Raw genomic sequence first — 15,050 nt, 5'->3', positions numbered from 1 at the left:
ACCTTTTTGTGTGAAATCAAAGGCCACGCCTATAGTCGCGCCACAAAAGTCAGGTAATTTCAATGCGGGTGTCCAATGCAGCGGCAGAGCACTGCAATGAAGCTCTGTTCACTGTTGTGGCTCGTGGTCCCCAGGCCGGCTCCAAGCCGTCCGTGGTGCGGACCTACACCGTTGCAATGAACCAGTTTTCCGCACTTTTCAAACGATTGGGGGCCACGGGCGCCAAGATCGTTTCTGTGAATGGTGCGGGCGAAGAGCCTTCTGCCGCTCCCGCTGCCGCCACCCCGGCACCTGCCAAACAACCCGCCAAAAAACCCGCCAAGAAAGCCGTGACGTCAAGCGCCCCGAAGAAAAAGCCCCACGCCGACGTTCCGGTCAACACCTACAAGCCCAAAACCCCTTTCATGGGGACGGTCACCGAGAACTATTCCCTGCTTCAGGACGGTGCGATCGGTCGCGTTCAGCACATCACCTTTGATCTCTCCGGTGGTGACCCCCAGCTGAAGTACATCGAGGGCCAAAGCATCGGCATCATTCCCGAGGGTGAGGACGCCAACGGCAAGCCCCACAAACTTCGCCTGTATTCCATCGCCAGCACCCGCCACGGCGACAACCTGGAAGGCAACACCGTCTCCCTCTGTGTTCGCCAGCTTGAATACAAGAACGATGCCGGTGAACAGATCTACGGCGTCTGCTCCACCTATCTCTGTGACATCGAACCCGGCACCAAGGTGAAGATCACCGGTCCGGTCGGCAAGGAGATGCTTCTTCCTGACGATGAGGAGGCCAACGTCATCATGCTGGCGACCGGCACCGGTATCGCTCCGATGCGCACCTATCTGCGTCGCATGTTCGAACCCCGCGAACAGGAGACCAACGGTTGGAAATTCCGAGGCAAAGCCTGGCTGTTCATGGGTGCGCCCAAAACCGCCAACCTGCTTTACGACGAGGACTTCCTCCACTACGAAAAGGAGTACCCCGACAACTTCCGCTACACCAAGGCGATCAGCCGGGAACAGCAGAACGCAAAGGGCGGCCGGATGTACATCCAAGACCGCGTTCTCGAACATGCCGAAGAGATCTTCGCGATGATCGAAGACCCCAAGACCCATGTGTACATGTGCGGTCTGCGCGGCATGGAGCCGGGCATTGATGAGGCCATGACCGCCGCCGCGGCCGCCAAGGGTCTGGACTGGGCCGAACTGCGCCCTCAGCTCAAAAAGGCCGACCGCTGGCACGTTGAAACCTATTGATCGATCAAGAGCTGTTCGATCAGCCATCAATCGTTTCAAGTCCACCCCGAGGGGTGGACTTTTTTTTTCGGTTGGCAACAAACGCTGAAACCAACACGGAAACAAAGCGGCGAGACCATGTCTATTGCCGGTTCCGTGCCTAAACCTGCGTCAGAAGCCTGGACACTCCATGGTTGCCACGATGACGAACCCCCTCAGGGTTGGACTGCGCCAGGAGCGCGTGATCGCGCCGCAGTGTCTGGTGATCTTCGGCGCCAGCGGTGATCTCACCCACCGCAAGCTGGTGCCAGCCCTGTTTGAGCTGTTCAAACAACGGCGTCTGCCCAGTGAGTTCGCCCTTTTGGGCTGTGCGCGACGGCCGTGGAGTGACGAGGAGTTCCGCGGAAAAATGGCGGAGGCGCTCGCCAGCACGATTCAGGACGATCCCCAGGCCTGGGAGCAGTTCGTCGGCAAGCTGTTCTACGAGCCGGTCGACCTACAAAACAGCGATCACATGCTGAGCTTGCACTCCAGGCTCGAGCAGATCGATCAACAGTGCGCCACCCGCGGCAACCGCACCTTTTATCTCTCCGTCTCCCCCAAGTTCTATGCCAGTGGCTGCCGTTCACTCGCCGACGCTGGCCTGTTGAAGGACCCCAAACGCAGCCGGGTGGTGATCGAGAAGCCGTTCGGTCGCGACTACGGCAGTGCCCAGGGCCTCAATCGGGTGGTCCAGGCCTGCGGTCAGGAGAACCAGATCTTTCGCATCGACCATTACCTGGGCAAGGAAACGGTCCAGAACATCATGGTTCTGCGCTTTGCCAACACGATCTTCGAGCCGATCTGGAATCGCAACTACATCTCCAGTGTTCAAATCACTGCCGCTGAAACCGTGGGCGTGGAAGAGCGCGCCGGGTACTACGAGTCGGCCGGTGCTCTGCGGGACATGGTGCAGAACCACCTGACCCAGATGCTGGCGATCACCGCCATGGAACCACCAGGACGCTTTGATCCGGAAGCAATCCGCAACGAAAAAGCCAAGGTGCTCCAGGCTGCTCGCCTGGCCGATGAGCTCGAACCCTGGAACTGCTGCATCCGCGGCCAGTACGGACCCGGTGGTTCCGCGGAATCGCCTCTGGCCGGTTACCGCCATGAACCCGGCGTGGATCCCAACAGCACCACCGAGACCTATGTGGCGATGAAGCTGTTCATCGACAACTGGCGCTGGCAGGGGGTTCCGTTCTATGTGCGGACCGGCAAACGGCTGGCCAAGCGCACGAGTGAGGTGGTGCTCACCTTCCGTGAAGCACCAGTGCATCTCTTTGATGCGGCCACCGGAGGCCCCACCGCCAATCAGCTGATCCTGCGCATCCAGCCGGATGAAGGGGCTGAATTCCGCTTCGAGGTGAAATCACCCGGCTCTGGCATGCGCAGCCGCCCCATCGATATGGAGTTCTCCTACGACGAATCCTTCGGTGAACCCTCTGATGAGGGCTATGTGCGGCTCCTGGCTGACGCCATGCTCAGCGATCCCACCCTCTTCACCCGCAGCGATGAAGTGGAGGCGGCTTGGCGGCTTTACACCCCGCTGCTGGAACTGATTGAAGACAGCCCCTGGCAGCTGCCGGTTCATCCCTACGAATCACGCACCTGGGGACCTGCCGCAGCAGACGCCCTGTTGGCGAAAGACGGACTGCTCTGGCGACGCCCCTGATACGGCTCTTCCATAGACCAGCTTCTCAGCTCTGCACGACTCGTTCATCCGTCACCATGTCCCCTCAGCTCACCCTGCAAACCCCGCTGGAACTTGCACCTGCGGAGGTCCCCCACTACCTCGAACAGCTCTGGTCCCCCGAGCAGCAGGGCAGTACGGGCTCCGGGGCCAACACCTTCTGCCTGCTGATCTGGCAACCCGCCTGGGCCGAGCAGCAACTCGTCCGCAGTGGTCGTCTGCCGGGGCCCGTCACCGGACAGCAGTCCGCCGCCTTGATCGCTGCGGGCCGCCAAGCGGTGCTGGATGCCGACCTTCCCCTGAGCACGCCGCCGCTGGATGGGGCCGTGGTGAAGGCGGTGGCTGATTTTGAAGGGCGGGCGAGCGCAGAAGACCTGCGTGGGCAGTACATCGATCCAGCCCTGAGTGCGCTGATGCCCCGGCGGTTGATCACCCTGGCGCCAACGATCGATGCGGCGCAGCCCCTCGAAACACTCGTGGCCGCCTACTGCCCGCTGCCTGAGGAAGGGGGGGGTACCACCGCCTGTGGAGATGTTGTGGTGCTGCGGGGCGGCCATAGCGCCCTAAGTGAGGGCCTTTCAATCCTCGAACCCCTGCTGCCGGAATCGATGCCGGCCTGGGTCTGGTGGAACGGCTGCATCGACGAAGCGCCGGAGCTGATGCAACGGCTCAACAGCGCACCACGGCGCCTGATCATCGACACCGCTTTGGGGGATCCGCATCAATGCCTTGAGCTGCTGCGCAGCCGCGTGGAGAGCGGCCAGGCGGTGAACGATCTCAACTGGCTGCGCCTGCGCAGCTGGCGCGAGACCCTCGCCATGGTGTTCGACCCGCCACAACGGCGTGATGCCCTAAGCCACATCACCCGTCTCGACATTGATGTTGAGGGCCATCACCCCGCCCAGGGGCTGCTGCTGGCCGCCTGGATCGCCGATCGACTGGGCTGGACGCTTGTATCGACCACCGCGATCGAAGACGGCACCACCGCCCAGTTCAAGCGATCCGATGGCACGGAGGTGAGCTTCCAACTGATGGCTGTGCCGATGGGGCAGCCCAACGTGCACGCCGGACAGATGGTGGGGCTTCGACTCATTGCCGAACCGGAGAACGGGCAAGGCGTGTGCGTGATTCTCTGCGCTGACTCCGGGGGCTGCATGCGTTTGGAGGGGGGAGGCATGGCCAACCTCGATCTGCATGAGGAAGTCGTTCCCGTGCAGCACGACACCCCTGAAATGGATGTGGCCCGCCTGCTGGGCGGCGGGCACGACAGCACCAACCCCTTGCTGGCCGCTGCGGCTCCGCTGGCTGCCAGGCTGCTGGGCTGATCCGCGTCTGAGCCATGGCCGCTGTCATCGCTGCACCAGCCAGTGGCAGCGGCAAAACCCTATTGAGCCTGGCGCTGTTGAGCTGGGCCCAGCAGAACGGCCGCCGGATTCAAGCTTTCAAGGTGGGACCGGACTATCTCGATGCCCAGCTGCTCAGCCAGGCCTCGGGTCAGGCCTGTCGCAACCTCGATCTCAATCTCTGCGGGGAAACCTGGGTTCGCCAGGCGTTTCACGGTTACGGAGGTGCCTCTGAGCTGACCCTCGTGGAAGGGGTGATGGGGCTCTTCGATGGCATCGGCAGCAGTACAACCGGAAGCACCGCCGACGTGGCCCGCCTGCTGAACCTGCCGGTGGTGCTGGTGCTGGATGCCGGTGGTCAGGCCGCCTCCCTCGGCGCCATCGTGCGCGGATTCCGCGATCACGATCCCCAGCTGCACATCGCGGGTGTGGTGCTCAACAAAGTCAGCAGCCCCAGGCACCGGGAGCTGCTGGCCGAGGTGCTGGAGCGCATGGGGGTGCCATTGCTGGGCTGCCTGCCGCGCAGCGAAGCCCTGGCCCTGCCGGGCCGTCATCTCGGCTTGGCCCCGGCCCATGAATTGGAGGCCCCCGAGCAGCGACGCCAGGCCTGGGCCGCTCTGGCCAGCCAGCACCTGAACCTGGAACGCCTGGAACCCCTGCTGCAGGCACCCCGCCCCGGGTCGCAGCCCCTGGCCAACATTCCCGTGGAACAGGGGCAGCCCCTGCCAGTGGCACTAGCCAGTGATGCCGCCTTTCACTTCCGCTACCAGGAAACCAGTGAACTGCTGGAGCACATGGGCATGCCCGTGCTCCGCTGGAGCCCCCTGGCCGATGAGGCCATCCCTTCAGAAGCCAAGGGACTGATCCTGCCGGGCGGTTTCCCCGAACAGCACGCCGCCCAGCTCAGCGGCTGTGAGCGAAGCCTGAGCTCGCTGCGGGCCTTCGTGCAGCAGCGACCGATCTACGCCGAATGCGGCGGGATGCTTGTGCTCGGACACCAGCTGACCGACCTCGATGGCACCAGCCACCGCATGGCGGGCCTGCTTCCCTTCACGGCCCAGCGCGGCCCGCTGCAGGTGGGCTATCGCCGCCTGCAGGCCCGGCGGGACAGCCCTGTTGTGAAGAGCGGTCAGCAGCTGGTGGGTCACGAATTTCACCGCTGGGAACTGCACACCAAACGGCCGTCCTCCGACAGGTCAGTGCTGTGGGACATTGAGGGATGGAAAGTCCATCGACATTCGGAAGGATGGGTCGATCAGACAGTTCACGCGAGCTGGGTTCACCTGCACTGGGCGAGCTCTACGACGATCTGCTCCCGATGGCGCGCCGCGCTAGAAGCCGGGGAGAAGCGATCAGCAAGCGCTTCGTCAGCCGCCAGCAACCCACGCGAATCCAACCCTTCGCCGAACGCTGGCGCTGGGTGATCGAAGGCCGCGTTCAGCGGGTGGGGTTCCGCGCCAGCTGCAATCGGCGCGCCCTGGATCTCGGCATCAGCGGTTGGGTGCGCAACCTCAGTGATGGCCGTGTGGAAGTTCAAGCCGAAGGGCCACCGCTGGCCTTATCTGAGCTTCGGGCCTGGTGTGAAGTCGGGCCGCCGGGTGCAAGGGTGCTTCGGGTGACACCCAGCCAGCTCACGGTTACGGGCGACGATTGGTTCGAAGTGCGCTACTGAGACACTCAGGCGAAAAGATTGCGAAGGGGGGTTCCACGCTCCGCCTATCTCGCTACGGCTGAAGCAGGACCTTCGCGCCAGTCGCATGCTCCGCTTCGGATTTGTCCTTTTGATCACCGCGCTGCCCCTGCTCGGCATGGAGGCCATGAGCACGCGACGGGAAACCACCAAGAAGGTGTTCGATTCCGCGGCAGAGGCCCTCGACGCCTGTCAGAGCTGGCGGCAGGGGGAAGGACAGTTTTCAGCCCTGATTCCCGCCGCTGCACCGGTGTCAACGCAGGCGCGGCCTGTCCAGACCGACATCCGCAGCTGCGAGGCCGATCTGGACCATGCGCTGGTGCTGGGGCGCCGTTACAGCGTTGTGCCCGGCGTGCACTACAAAAAAATGCTGCGGTCGCTGCACCGCCCGATCCGTCGCACCTTTCCTTACCTGCTGCCAGATGGCAAAACTGACGACTGAAGCCCCTGGCGTTCCTTGAGCAACTTCCTCGACACCAAAGACAAAGCCTTCTGGAGAGCCCTTCTCGGTGTTGTGAGTTTGGGGGTGAGCATTGGCCTGGCGGCCCTGATCCTGAGCCTCTGAAGGCCGATGGCGGAGCCCCGAATCTGGACGGAACTGCTGACCTACGGGCTTGGCGTGGCGCTGTCGCCCATCCACATCGTTCTGCTGCTACTGCTGCTGCTGGGGGGCTCGCCGCTGCGGCGCGGGGGCTTGTTTGTAGGCGGCTGGCTGCTGACCAGCGCCCTGGCGGTGATCGGGCTGCTGACGCTGGGCCACGGACTGCTGCTGGACATGACCCATGGATCCGACCACCGCACCGGCCTGGATCTAATCGGCGGCGGCGCCTTAATTGCCCTGGGCGGGCGTGAACTGATCCGAGGGGTGCTGGATGACGGAGCAGCCCCCACCTGGAGCGGCGCCGTGGACCGTTTCGCCGGGATGCCGCTTCCCTTGCTGTTGCTGATCAGCAGCGTCACTGAAGTGATCAGTCCCGACGACCTGTTGTTGTTCGCCAAAGGCGCCGCCGTCATCCTGACCGCGCAATTGCCCCTGCAGGAAGAGATTGCCTGCAGCATCGGGTTCAGCATCGCCGCCACTGCCCTGCTGCTGGTTCCGTTTCTGGCGGTGTTGATCGGACGCCAAGGGGTTCTTCCGCTTCTGCAACGCGGCAAAACCGCCCTGCTGCGCCGGGGAGAACTTGTGGTGGGCAGCCTCAGTTTCGGGCTGGGGACTTATCTCGGCTGGCAGGGGATCAGCGGCCTGATGCTCTCCTGATTCATACGGGGTCCCCGGTGGTGTCGAATTCGCGCTGCCAGGCAGCGCGCAGATCAGGCGACGTCTCCCCGCCAAGCAACCAAACCCCCGTGCGGGCCCGGGACACTGCGACATAACAGAGCTGCTGGCGAATGGCTGGGTCGGCCCGGAACACATCCGGTGCCACAAAGACATCCCCGAAACTGCTGCCCTGACTGCGGTGCACCGTGAGCACCGCCGCCGGCCCAAGGGAAGCGAAGGCATCACGAATCAGGAAGTACTGACGCCAGATCGCGCGACCGTTTTTCTTGCCGGCATCACGGGCCTGCTTGCGCAGCCGCTGCATCACCGCATCGAGCTCCTGACGACCAGAGCTGCCAATCGGCGGCTGCAGGCGCAGGGTGAGCTCCAGATCCCCCGCATTCACCGAGGCGGAGAGGGTCTCGATCACAGGCACAGGTCCGTCGGCGGAGGACAGGCCGAAATCCGCCAGGTCACAGGCCTCCGGCTTCACGTCCCGCACCGTCACTTCACGGTTGGAGCCGAGCACCATGTCGGGTTCTTCTCCGGCCTCTTCTCCATCCCTTGAGGCCGGGGCCATCACCGCGGTTCGAGTGATCAACACCTCACCGGGCAGCACTGGCATCTGATCCGCCATTTCCCCATGGATCGCGCGGCGGGCATGGGGCACCAAACGATCCAGGGTGCGGTTCGTGTAGCAGAGGATGCGTGCAGCGTCGGGGTTGTCTTGGACCGAGGCGTCCCGCAAGGCACGCCGGGCCTGATCCAGCCACTCTCGTTGCACCAGGCTGCGCACCTGCCCCTGCGGTGAACGAATCGGCGGCAGCAGCGGTGGCATCTGGCAGGGCAGGCGCCCCTCCCGCAGACCCGCCGCCAGCCGCAACACCGGGCCTTGATGCCGCACCACTTGGGTCAAGCTGGCAGAACAGGACCGTTGCATCGCAAACACGGGACTGTTCTGCTCGCCCACCGGTGGCAACTGGGCCGGGTCGCCGACAAACACCAGACGGGTCTTGAACGGATGGGCGCACTGGAGGGCGATACCCAACAGAGTGCTGTCCACCATCGAGGCTTCGTCAATCAGCACAAGGCCCAGGTTCTCCAGGGCCATGGCCGTCTGCTCGGTGGGTTCGCAGAGTTCAGAGTCGGCGGAGCGCTTGAGCTTCAGCCGTAACAAGCGATGGATGGTGGAGGGATACCAGGTGGGTTGGAGACCCTCCAACTCCAAGGCCTGGCGCAAGACCCCCACCGCTTTGTGGGTTGGGGCCACGACGGTCCAACACAAACCGCTGGCTTCCACCTGACGCAGCAGACGCATGGAAAGAAATGTCTTGCCGCTGCCAGCAAAACCACTGAGCACGAAGGGCGTGCCATCCACGGGCTGTTGGAGCCAGGCCGCAAAGGCATCCGCCGCAGCCAGCTGATCAGCGGTGAGCTCCGCGGCGGCGGTCACCCCAGCCCAGCTCCAAGACCCGACAGCAGATGCAGCGGTGATCCCACAAACTCCAAGCCAGGCAGAGCAATGGCGGGCCCCATCAGGCTGCCCACCAGCACCTGCAGCCTGCTGTGGCCCAGGCTTTCCTTGAGGGGTTTCTCCGGAGCCTCCGGCCAGAGCGAATCAGGCAAGCCATTCACCCGTTCCGCCGTCAGCCCGGCATTACGCCGAATGCCACTGGCGTCGTACATGACAACGAACGCCACCATCGCCGCAAGGGCAAAGAGGGGGTGATCAAAGCCCAGGGTCCAGCCCACACAGGCCGCCGTGCCTGTGACCAGGGCGGAGTGGCTCGACGGCATGCCGCCGGTTTCGATCAACACGGACGGCCGCCAACGGCGATGCAGGATCAACTCAAGGAACAGCTTCGAGAGCTGGGCAACGCCACAGGCCATCAAGCCCCAGGTGAGCGAACTGTTGTCGAAGAACTCCCGCAGGACCGCATGGGAAGGCGTGGCGTCGATCATCGGTCGCGGCTGGTGATGAAGTCGGCCAACGCCAGCAGGGGAATGGCCTTCTCCGCCCAGGGTTGAAGGGACTCTTTCGCTTCGTTCACCAGCGCATCAGCCCGGCGGCGGGACTCATCGAGCCCCAGGAGCTTGGGATAAGTGGTCTTATCAGCGATGAGGTCCTTGCCGGCGGTTTTACCGAGCACCTCGCTGCTGGCCGTGATGTCGAGGATGTCGTCGATGATCTGGAAGGCGAGGCCGATTCCCCTGGCATAGATGCGCAGGGCCTTGATCAGCGCCTCATCGGCGCCGCCGATCATCGCCCCGGTGATCACACAAGCACTCAACAGGGCTCCGGTTTTGTGGAGGTGGATGTACTCGAGGGTTTCAAGATCCACCTCCTTGCCCTCGCTTTCCAGATCCACCACCTGGCCGCCCACCAAGCCAGGGGCCCCGGCCACCAACGACAGTTCTCCCACCACCTTGAGCAGGCGCTCAGCCGGCACATCCGGACTGCGCAGCGCCACCATTTCAAAGGCGCGGGTCAGCAAGGCATCACCCGCAAGGATGGCGACCGCTTCGCCATACACCTTGTGGTTGGTGGGACGACCACGGCGCAGGTCGTCGTCATCCATCGCCGGCAGATCGTCGTGAATCAACGACATGGTGTGGATCATTTCCAGCGCCACCGCCGTGGGCAGGGCCTGCGTCGCCTCCCCACCCGCCAGCTCGCAGGCGGCAAGGCAGAGAATCGGGCGCAGGCGCTTGCCACCGGCAAGCAGCGAATAGCGCATCGCTTCCCTGAGGGACTCCGGCCGCTCAGGACCAAGGGATCCATCGAGGGCCGCTTCCACCTGCTCTTTGGCCTTGCCGAGATAGGCCTTGAAATCGAACTCGGCGCTCATGGGTGGACCCTGGCTGGCGGGATTCTCTCAGGCCGAGCCCTTAGCTGCCGAGGGGGACCCAATCCATCGGATGGGGCGTTCGCATCTCGCGTCCCTTGCCTGGCGCCGTGGTGATGGCCAGGTCGTAGGACACCGAATAGCGGGGGCCGCTTCCCTCGTAGGGGAGCACCCGATGGCGCAGGTCCGAGGGGAACAGCAGAAGACGGTGGGGCAGCGGCGCGAACACACCACCAGAGACAGCCGCGTCGCGGTAAGGAATCGCCATCACATGGCTGAAGTAATCGTCTGGCGCCTCAAATTCCAGCTCCCCGCTCTCGTTGGCCGAATCCGTCAACACGTAAAACACCGCGCTCAACTGGGCATTGCGGTGGCTGTGGAGATCCACCGTTCCGCCATTCCTCGCACACACCACGGGCCAGGCTTTTTGGATATGGGCCACAAGACCGTGATCCGGGCCTAACAGCGAACGGAGATAAGCCGACACCTGCTCGGCCAACTGGCCGTTCAGCCACTGGAACGCATCCATGCGATGCAACTGATCCAGGCCGGCATGGCCCAACAGATCCCCAGTGAGGTTGTTGCGATCGCTGAACTCGGGGTGCTGATACACCTGGGCATCGAACTGCTCCAGCTGCTGCTGCATGGCTGCGGCGGTGGCGGCATCCGGCTCGAGATCCACCTGCAGAACGGGGGTGGGGAACAGCCAGTGCAGCGCCATGGAACCGATCAGGGCACGAGATCGTCCAAATCATGGTCAAGGTTGTGGCGTCTGCACCAAGCCACAACGGTGTTCACCAGAAGCATCGTCACCGTCATCGGTCCCACACCGCCGGGGACAGGCGAAAGGGCAGAAGCGATCGACTCAATTTCAGCCGCTCGAACATCACCGCACAATCCGCCTTCCGGCTTGCGGTGGATGCCGACATCCACCACCGCCGCTCCCGGCCGCACGTACTCGGCCCCGATGAACTCAGGACGGCCGGCTGCCACCACAAGAATGTCGGCTTCGCGGGTGTGGGCCGCCAGATCGACCGTGCGGGAGTGGGCAATGGTGACGGTGGCGTTGGCGGCCTGCAGCATCAAAGCCATCGGCTGCCCCACAAGAATGCTGCGGCCGATCACCACAGCGCGCTTGCCCGCTGGATCGATGCCATTGCTGCGCAGCATCGCCATCACCCCTGCGGGGGTGCAGCTGCGCGGGCCCGGTTCCCCCTTGAGCAGCCGTCCAAGATTGAGGGTGTGTAGACCATCGGCATCCTTTTCAGGATCGATGGCCATCAGCAGCGGCCCCTCATCGAGGCCGGCGGGGAGGGGAAGCTGCAGGAGGATCCCATCCACTTCCGGGTTGGCATTCAATCGTTCAATCGTTTGAAGCACCTGCGCTGGAGGCGTGTCGGCAGGGAGGTGATCGCCAAAGCTGGCCACCCCAATCCGAGCACAGGCCTTTTCCTTGTTAGCGACGTAGACGGCGCTGGCGGGATCATCACCAACCCGCAGCACCGCCAAGCCCGGCGGTCGCCCCGCCTCGGCCAAACGCCGCTCAATCAGGGTTTGAAGACGATGCTCCACATCCCTTGCCAGCACCTTGCCGTCCAAACGCAGGGCCATGGCATCCCCGTGCACTCCGTCCAGCATGCCCTCTAGAGAGAGCTAGCGTTAGACCGCTATAGGGTCCTTTTTGGTTCGCGTTCCTCGGCTGAGCAGCCTTTGGCGGAACTGGGTGCGGCTCGAAGGCCCAGGCGGTCGCCTGCTGCGCTGGACGCGACTGCAGACCCTCGTTGTTCTGTTGCTGTGCCTTTCCGTGGCCGCAGCCTCAAGCCTGCCCTGGCTGATTAAGCCGAAAGTCCAACCCGGATCGCTGGCCCCGTTTGAAGCCATCGCTCCGAAAGATGCCCTGGTGCAGGACAGCACCGCCCTCGAGCAGCAGCGGGCCTCTTTGGTGGCGCGATCGGTGGTGCAGGTCATCGATCAGGAGCAAACCCAAGCACTCAAACAACGGCTCGAGCAACAACTGCTGCAGCTGCAGGAGGTCACCAACACCGGATCTGGGGCACGGATCGGGCCGGTGAACCTGTCTGAGCCGGAGAAGAAATGGCTGGAACGACGCAGTGAACGGGAACATCTGGCCTGGGATGAGGTGGTGCGCAGCACCGCTGATCGCATGCTCAGCCAAGGGCTGGTGAGCAATCTGGCCGTTGAGCAATTACGCCAGGCGGCCAACCTTCAACTCAAGCCGGTTGCCCTGCAGCCACCTGCAGCGAGCTCCCTGGCCGGCAAGGTGCTCACCAGCGCCCTGCGCGGCAGCAGCAACCTGCGCACCGACCCAAACCTGAGCAAACAGCTGATCGAAGAACAGCTGACCAAACAGGCCATCCCCACCATCGAGGTGCGCAAGGGGGATCTCATCACCCGCAAAGGCGAGCCGATCAGCCCCCAGGCCTACGACGTGCTGGATTATTTCGGCCGCGTGCGCCGCGAACCCCAACCGTTGATCTGGTTCCAACGGTTTGCTGAAGCCGCTGCAGCCTGCGCAGTGATGCTGTTGGTGATGCGGCGCGAACGGCCTGGCCTGGAAGTGCGCCACGCCCTGCTGGCGGTGGGGCTGCTGCTGCTGGTGCAGGGAGCGAAACTCTGGTTCAAGGGAACCGTGAGCCCTCTGGCCATCCTTGTGCCGCCCAGCCTGCTGCTGGCGGAGGGACTGGGCACCGGTTGCGGGTTGGTCTGGATGGGGGTGGCCGCGCTGCTCTGGCCAGAACCCGTGCAGGGACTTGGGGATGGCCGCCTGCTGGTGGCGGCAAGCGTGGCCGCCGCTGGGGCCTTGATCGCGGGCCGTCAACGCAGCCGCGGCCAGCTGCTGCAACTGACGGTGCTGCTGCCGATCGGCGCCCTTGTGGGCCAGTGGCTGCTGCTGCAGCTGCAACCCTTCACCGGCCTGCGGCTCTGGGGAAGCCTGAATCCAAGCCTGGATGAACTGGCTACCGATGCCTTGCTGCTGGGGGTTGTGCTGATGTTCAGCCTGCTGCTGATCCCGATGCTGGAAGGATCCTTCGGCCTGCTCACTCGGGCACGGCTGCTGGAGCTGGCGGATCAGGAACGGCCTCTGTTGCGCCGCCTCTCCTGCGAAGCCCCAGGGACCTTTGAACACACCCTGATGATCTGCGGCCTGGCGGAGGAGGGGGCGCGGGCGATTGGCGCGGATGTGGATCTAATCCGGACCGGCTCGCTGTATCACGATGTGGGCAAACTGCATGCGCCGGACTGGTTCATCGAGAACCAGAAGGACGGGCCCAATCCCCACGACGCACTGGATGACCCCCAGGCAAGTGCAGCGGTGCTTCAAGCCCATGTGGATGAGGGGCTGAAGCTGGCCCGGCGCCACCGCCTCCCCCGGCGGATCGCGGATTTCATCCCTGAGCACCAGGGCACCTTGAAGATGGGCTACTTCTTCCACAAGGCCCAGGAGCGCGGCGGAGCGATTGAGGAACGCCGTTTTCGCTACAGGGGCCCGGAACCCCGTTCCAAAGAGACAGCAATTTTGATGCTGGCGGATGGCTGTGAGGCGGCATTGCGATCCCTCCCTCCCGACACCTCCGATGCCCAGGCAGTGGACACGGTGCGGCGGATCGTGGAAGCGCGGCAGCGGGATGGACAACTGCGCAAAAGCAGCCTCAACCGCAGCGAAGTTGAACTGGTGATTCGTGCCTTCGTGCAGGTGTGGCGGCGGATGCGCCACCGCCGCATCCCCTATCCAATCCCCGCCCGACGCTGACCGCAGCATCCACGCTCAGCAATCACGAGTTCAGCACTCAGTGGCAAAGGGAACCTCCTGCGCGATCAAACGAACGCGTTGCTGGGTGAAGGGATGGCGAAAGCTCAAGGCCTGGGCATGCAGATGCATGCGACAGGAACGGCCGGCATCCCCGTAGATGGGATCTCCCACGATGGGATGGCACCGTTCGGCCAGATGGGCCCGCAGCTGATGGGAGCGCCCCGTAAGCGGACGCAACCAGAGCCGCGTGCTGTGGGCACCAGCGGCGCGTGCTCGCCAGATCGTCAGCGCCAGACGTCCCTCGGGGTGGCTGCCGTAGCGCGGCGGTTGACGCGAGAGGCGCGCCAGGGGGCTGGCAATGCAGCCGCTTCCGTGAAGCTCCCCCTCCACATCCGCCTGATACAGCTTGTTGATCCGTCGTTCAGCAAACAGGGCACTAAGCCGCCGCAGGGCGTCAGCGCTTCGGGCCAAGAGCAGCACCCCCGAGGTGTCGCGGTCCAGGCGGTGAACCAGGCGCAGGCCTTGATCCTGCTGCTGCAAGCGGGTGATCACGGAATCGCTTTGCTCCGGCCCCAGGCCCGGTTGGCTGAGCAGGCCGGCGGGTTTATCCACCGCGATCAGCCATGGGTCCCGCATCAGCAGCTTCAAGGGGAGAGCCGCTTGGCGCAGTGTTTTTCAAACAAGGCCACCACCTGCTCCGCTGGCAGGGCCTGAATCAGCCGGGCTTCGGCCTCAACGTGATGCTGACTGGAGTGATATAGCTGCAACTCGTGAAAAGGATTGGGGTCCTGCTGGCGGGCCACCTCCATCTCACGGCTGAGCAAGGCCGCCGGCATCAGATTGCCGCCGTTGCACAACTGCATCACATGGGCTGATTCATGGGCCAGCACCACCCAAACCACCGCTGGATCGTCTGGCAGGTTGTTGCCGCACATCAACAGGGCCTGCTTGCCCTCATGGAAGGCCCCCAGTAAGCCCAACGGGCAGTCTCTCGCCACCAGGGCATTCACCCCAGCCCGCTGCAGCAGACGCAGGTAACTGGAGATGCGATCCCACGTTGATGCTTGAACAGCACTGCCCGTCAGCTGCACAACCAGCAGTGCCAACAGCGCAGCCCTGAAACCGCGACCCATCAAGCCAGGGACCACACAACAGTCTCATTGGTCTCAAGATCGGC

The 15,050-nt window shown here is 63.8% G+C and carries 15 protein-coding genes; 8 read left to right on the top strand and 7 right to left on the bottom strand.

The features are described from left to right. Positions 1 to 62 precede the first annotated feature (62 nt). The 7 genes from Q3Y53_RS09810 (at position 63) to Q3Y53_RS09780 (ending at position 7,255) form a co-directional block, all read left to right on the top strand. Positions 63 to 1,253 carry an FAD-binding oxidoreductase gene (locus Q3Y53_RS09810; RefSeq protein WP_303535501.1) on the top strand — a complete coding sequence of 397 codons (1,191 nt, stop codon included), beginning with the start codon at positions 63 to 65 and terminating at the stop codon, positions 1,251 to 1,253. 169 nt (positions 1,254 to 1,422) lie between these two features. Beyond that, positions 1,423 to 2,946: a glucose-6-phosphate dehydrogenase gene (gene zwf / locus Q3Y53_RS09805; RefSeq protein ID WP_303535499.1), complete on the top strand. Its 1,524-nt coding sequence runs from the start codon at positions 1,423 to 1,425 to the stop codon at positions 2,944 to 2,946. Between the two features lie 56 nt (positions 2,947 to 3,002). Beyond that, positions 3,003 to 4,289, top strand: coding sequence for a glucose-6-phosphate dehydrogenase assembly protein OpcA (locus Q3Y53_RS09800; RefSeq protein ID WP_226424352.1), 1,287 nt, complete (start codon positions 3,003 to 3,005; stop codon positions 4,287 to 4,289). Positions 4,290 to 4,303: 14 nt separating this feature from the next. Beyond that, positions 4,304 to 5,731 carry a cobyrinate a,c-diamide synthase gene (locus Q3Y53_RS09795; RefSeq protein ID WP_303535497.1) on the top strand — a complete coding sequence of 476 codons (1,428 nt, stop codon included), beginning with the start codon at positions 4,304 to 4,306 and terminating at the stop codon, positions 5,729 to 5,731. Continuing rightward, complete coding sequence (locus Q3Y53_RS09790) at positions 5,659 to 5,979, top strand: acylphosphatase (protein ID WP_368506446.1); 321 nt, start codon at positions 5,659 to 5,661, stop codon at positions 5,977 to 5,979. The genes Q3Y53_RS09795 and Q3Y53_RS09790 overlap by 73 nt, the downstream gene beginning before the upstream one ends. Before the next feature lie 85 nt (positions 5,980 to 6,064). Then, positions 6,065 to 6,439 (top strand): hypothetical protein, encoded by a 375-nt coding sequence (locus Q3Y53_RS09785; RefSeq protein ID WP_303535495.1) that lies wholly within the window; start codon positions 6,065 to 6,067, stop codon positions 6,437 to 6,439. 129 nt (positions 6,440 to 6,568) lie between these two features. Then, entirely contained in the window at positions 6,569 to 7,255 is a 687-nt protein-coding gene (locus tag Q3Y53_RS09780) for a GAP family protein (RefSeq protein WP_226424356.1), read from the top strand. A gap of 1 nt (position 7,256) precedes the next feature. Here the strand turns inward: Q3Y53_RS09780 and Q3Y53_RS09775 are convergent, their stop codons facing one another. The 5 genes from Q3Y53_RS09775 to folD are packed head-to-tail and all read right to left on the bottom strand — an operon-like array spanning position 7,257 to position 11,712. Further along, positions 7,257 to 8,708 carry an AAA family ATPase gene (locus Q3Y53_RS09775; RefSeq protein WP_303535491.1) on the bottom strand — a complete coding sequence of 484 codons (1,452 nt, stop codon included), beginning with the start codon at positions 8,706 to 8,708 and terminating at the stop codon, positions 7,257 to 7,259. Next, entirely contained in the window at positions 8,705 to 9,217 is a 513-nt protein-coding gene (locus Q3Y53_RS09770; RefSeq protein WP_226424358.1) for a divergent PAP2 family protein, read from the bottom strand. The genes Q3Y53_RS09775 and Q3Y53_RS09770 overlap by 4 nt, the downstream gene beginning before the upstream one ends. Then, positions 9,214 to 10,104, bottom strand: a complete 891-nt coding sequence (crtE, locus tag Q3Y53_RS09765) for a geranylgeranyl diphosphate synthase CrtE (RefSeq protein WP_303535488.1) — start codon at positions 10,102 to 10,104, stop codon at positions 9,214 to 9,216. Before crtE ends, Q3Y53_RS09770 begins: the two co-directional genes overlap by 4 nt. 40 nt (positions 10,105 to 10,144) lie before the next feature. Then, positions 10,145 to 10,822 carry a TIGR02466 family protein gene (locus Q3Y53_RS09760; RefSeq protein WP_226424360.1) on the bottom strand — a complete coding sequence of 226 codons (678 nt, stop codon included), beginning with the start codon at positions 10,820 to 10,822 and terminating at the stop codon, positions 10,145 to 10,147. A gap of 8 nt (positions 10,823 to 10,830) precedes the next feature. Further along, positions 10,831 to 11,712 (bottom strand): bifunctional methylenetetrahydrofolate dehydrogenase/methenyltetrahydrofolate cyclohydrolase FolD, encoded by an 882-nt coding sequence (folD, locus tag Q3Y53_RS09755; RefSeq protein WP_303535487.1) that lies wholly within the window; start codon positions 11,710 to 11,712, stop codon positions 10,831 to 10,833. A gap of 70 nt (positions 11,713 to 11,782) precedes the next feature. Here folD and Q3Y53_RS09750 point away from each other — a divergent pair, with 70 nt between their 5' ends. Then, a complete protein-coding gene (locus tag Q3Y53_RS09750; protein WP_226424361.1) occupies positions 11,783 to 13,873 on the top strand; it encodes an HDIG domain-containing metalloprotein in 2,091 nt (696 codons plus the stop codon). A 30-nt stretch (positions 13,874 to 13,903) separates the two neighbouring features. Here the strand turns inward: Q3Y53_RS09750 and Q3Y53_RS09745 are convergent, their stop codons facing one another. Next, complete coding sequence (locus Q3Y53_RS09745; protein ID WP_303535485.1) at positions 13,904 to 14,509, bottom strand: RluA family pseudouridine synthase; 606 nt, start codon at positions 14,507 to 14,509, stop codon at positions 13,904 to 13,906. Between the two features lie 8 nt (positions 14,510 to 14,517). Next, on the bottom strand, positions 14,518 to 15,006 hold the full coding sequence (locus tag Q3Y53_RS09740) for a hypothetical protein (protein WP_226424363.1): 489 nt from the start codon (positions 15,004 to 15,006) through the stop codon (positions 14,518 to 14,520). Between the last annotated feature and the right edge of the window lie 44 nt (positions 15,007 to 15,050).

This window comes from Synechococcus sp. YX-04-1 (assembly GCF_030546365.1).
In the GTDB taxonomy this organism is placed as follows: domain Bacteria; phylum Cyanobacteriota; class Cyanobacteriia; order PCC-6307; family Cyanobiaceae; genus Parasynechococcus.
This window is presented reverse-complemented; position numbering and strand designations above follow the sequence as displayed.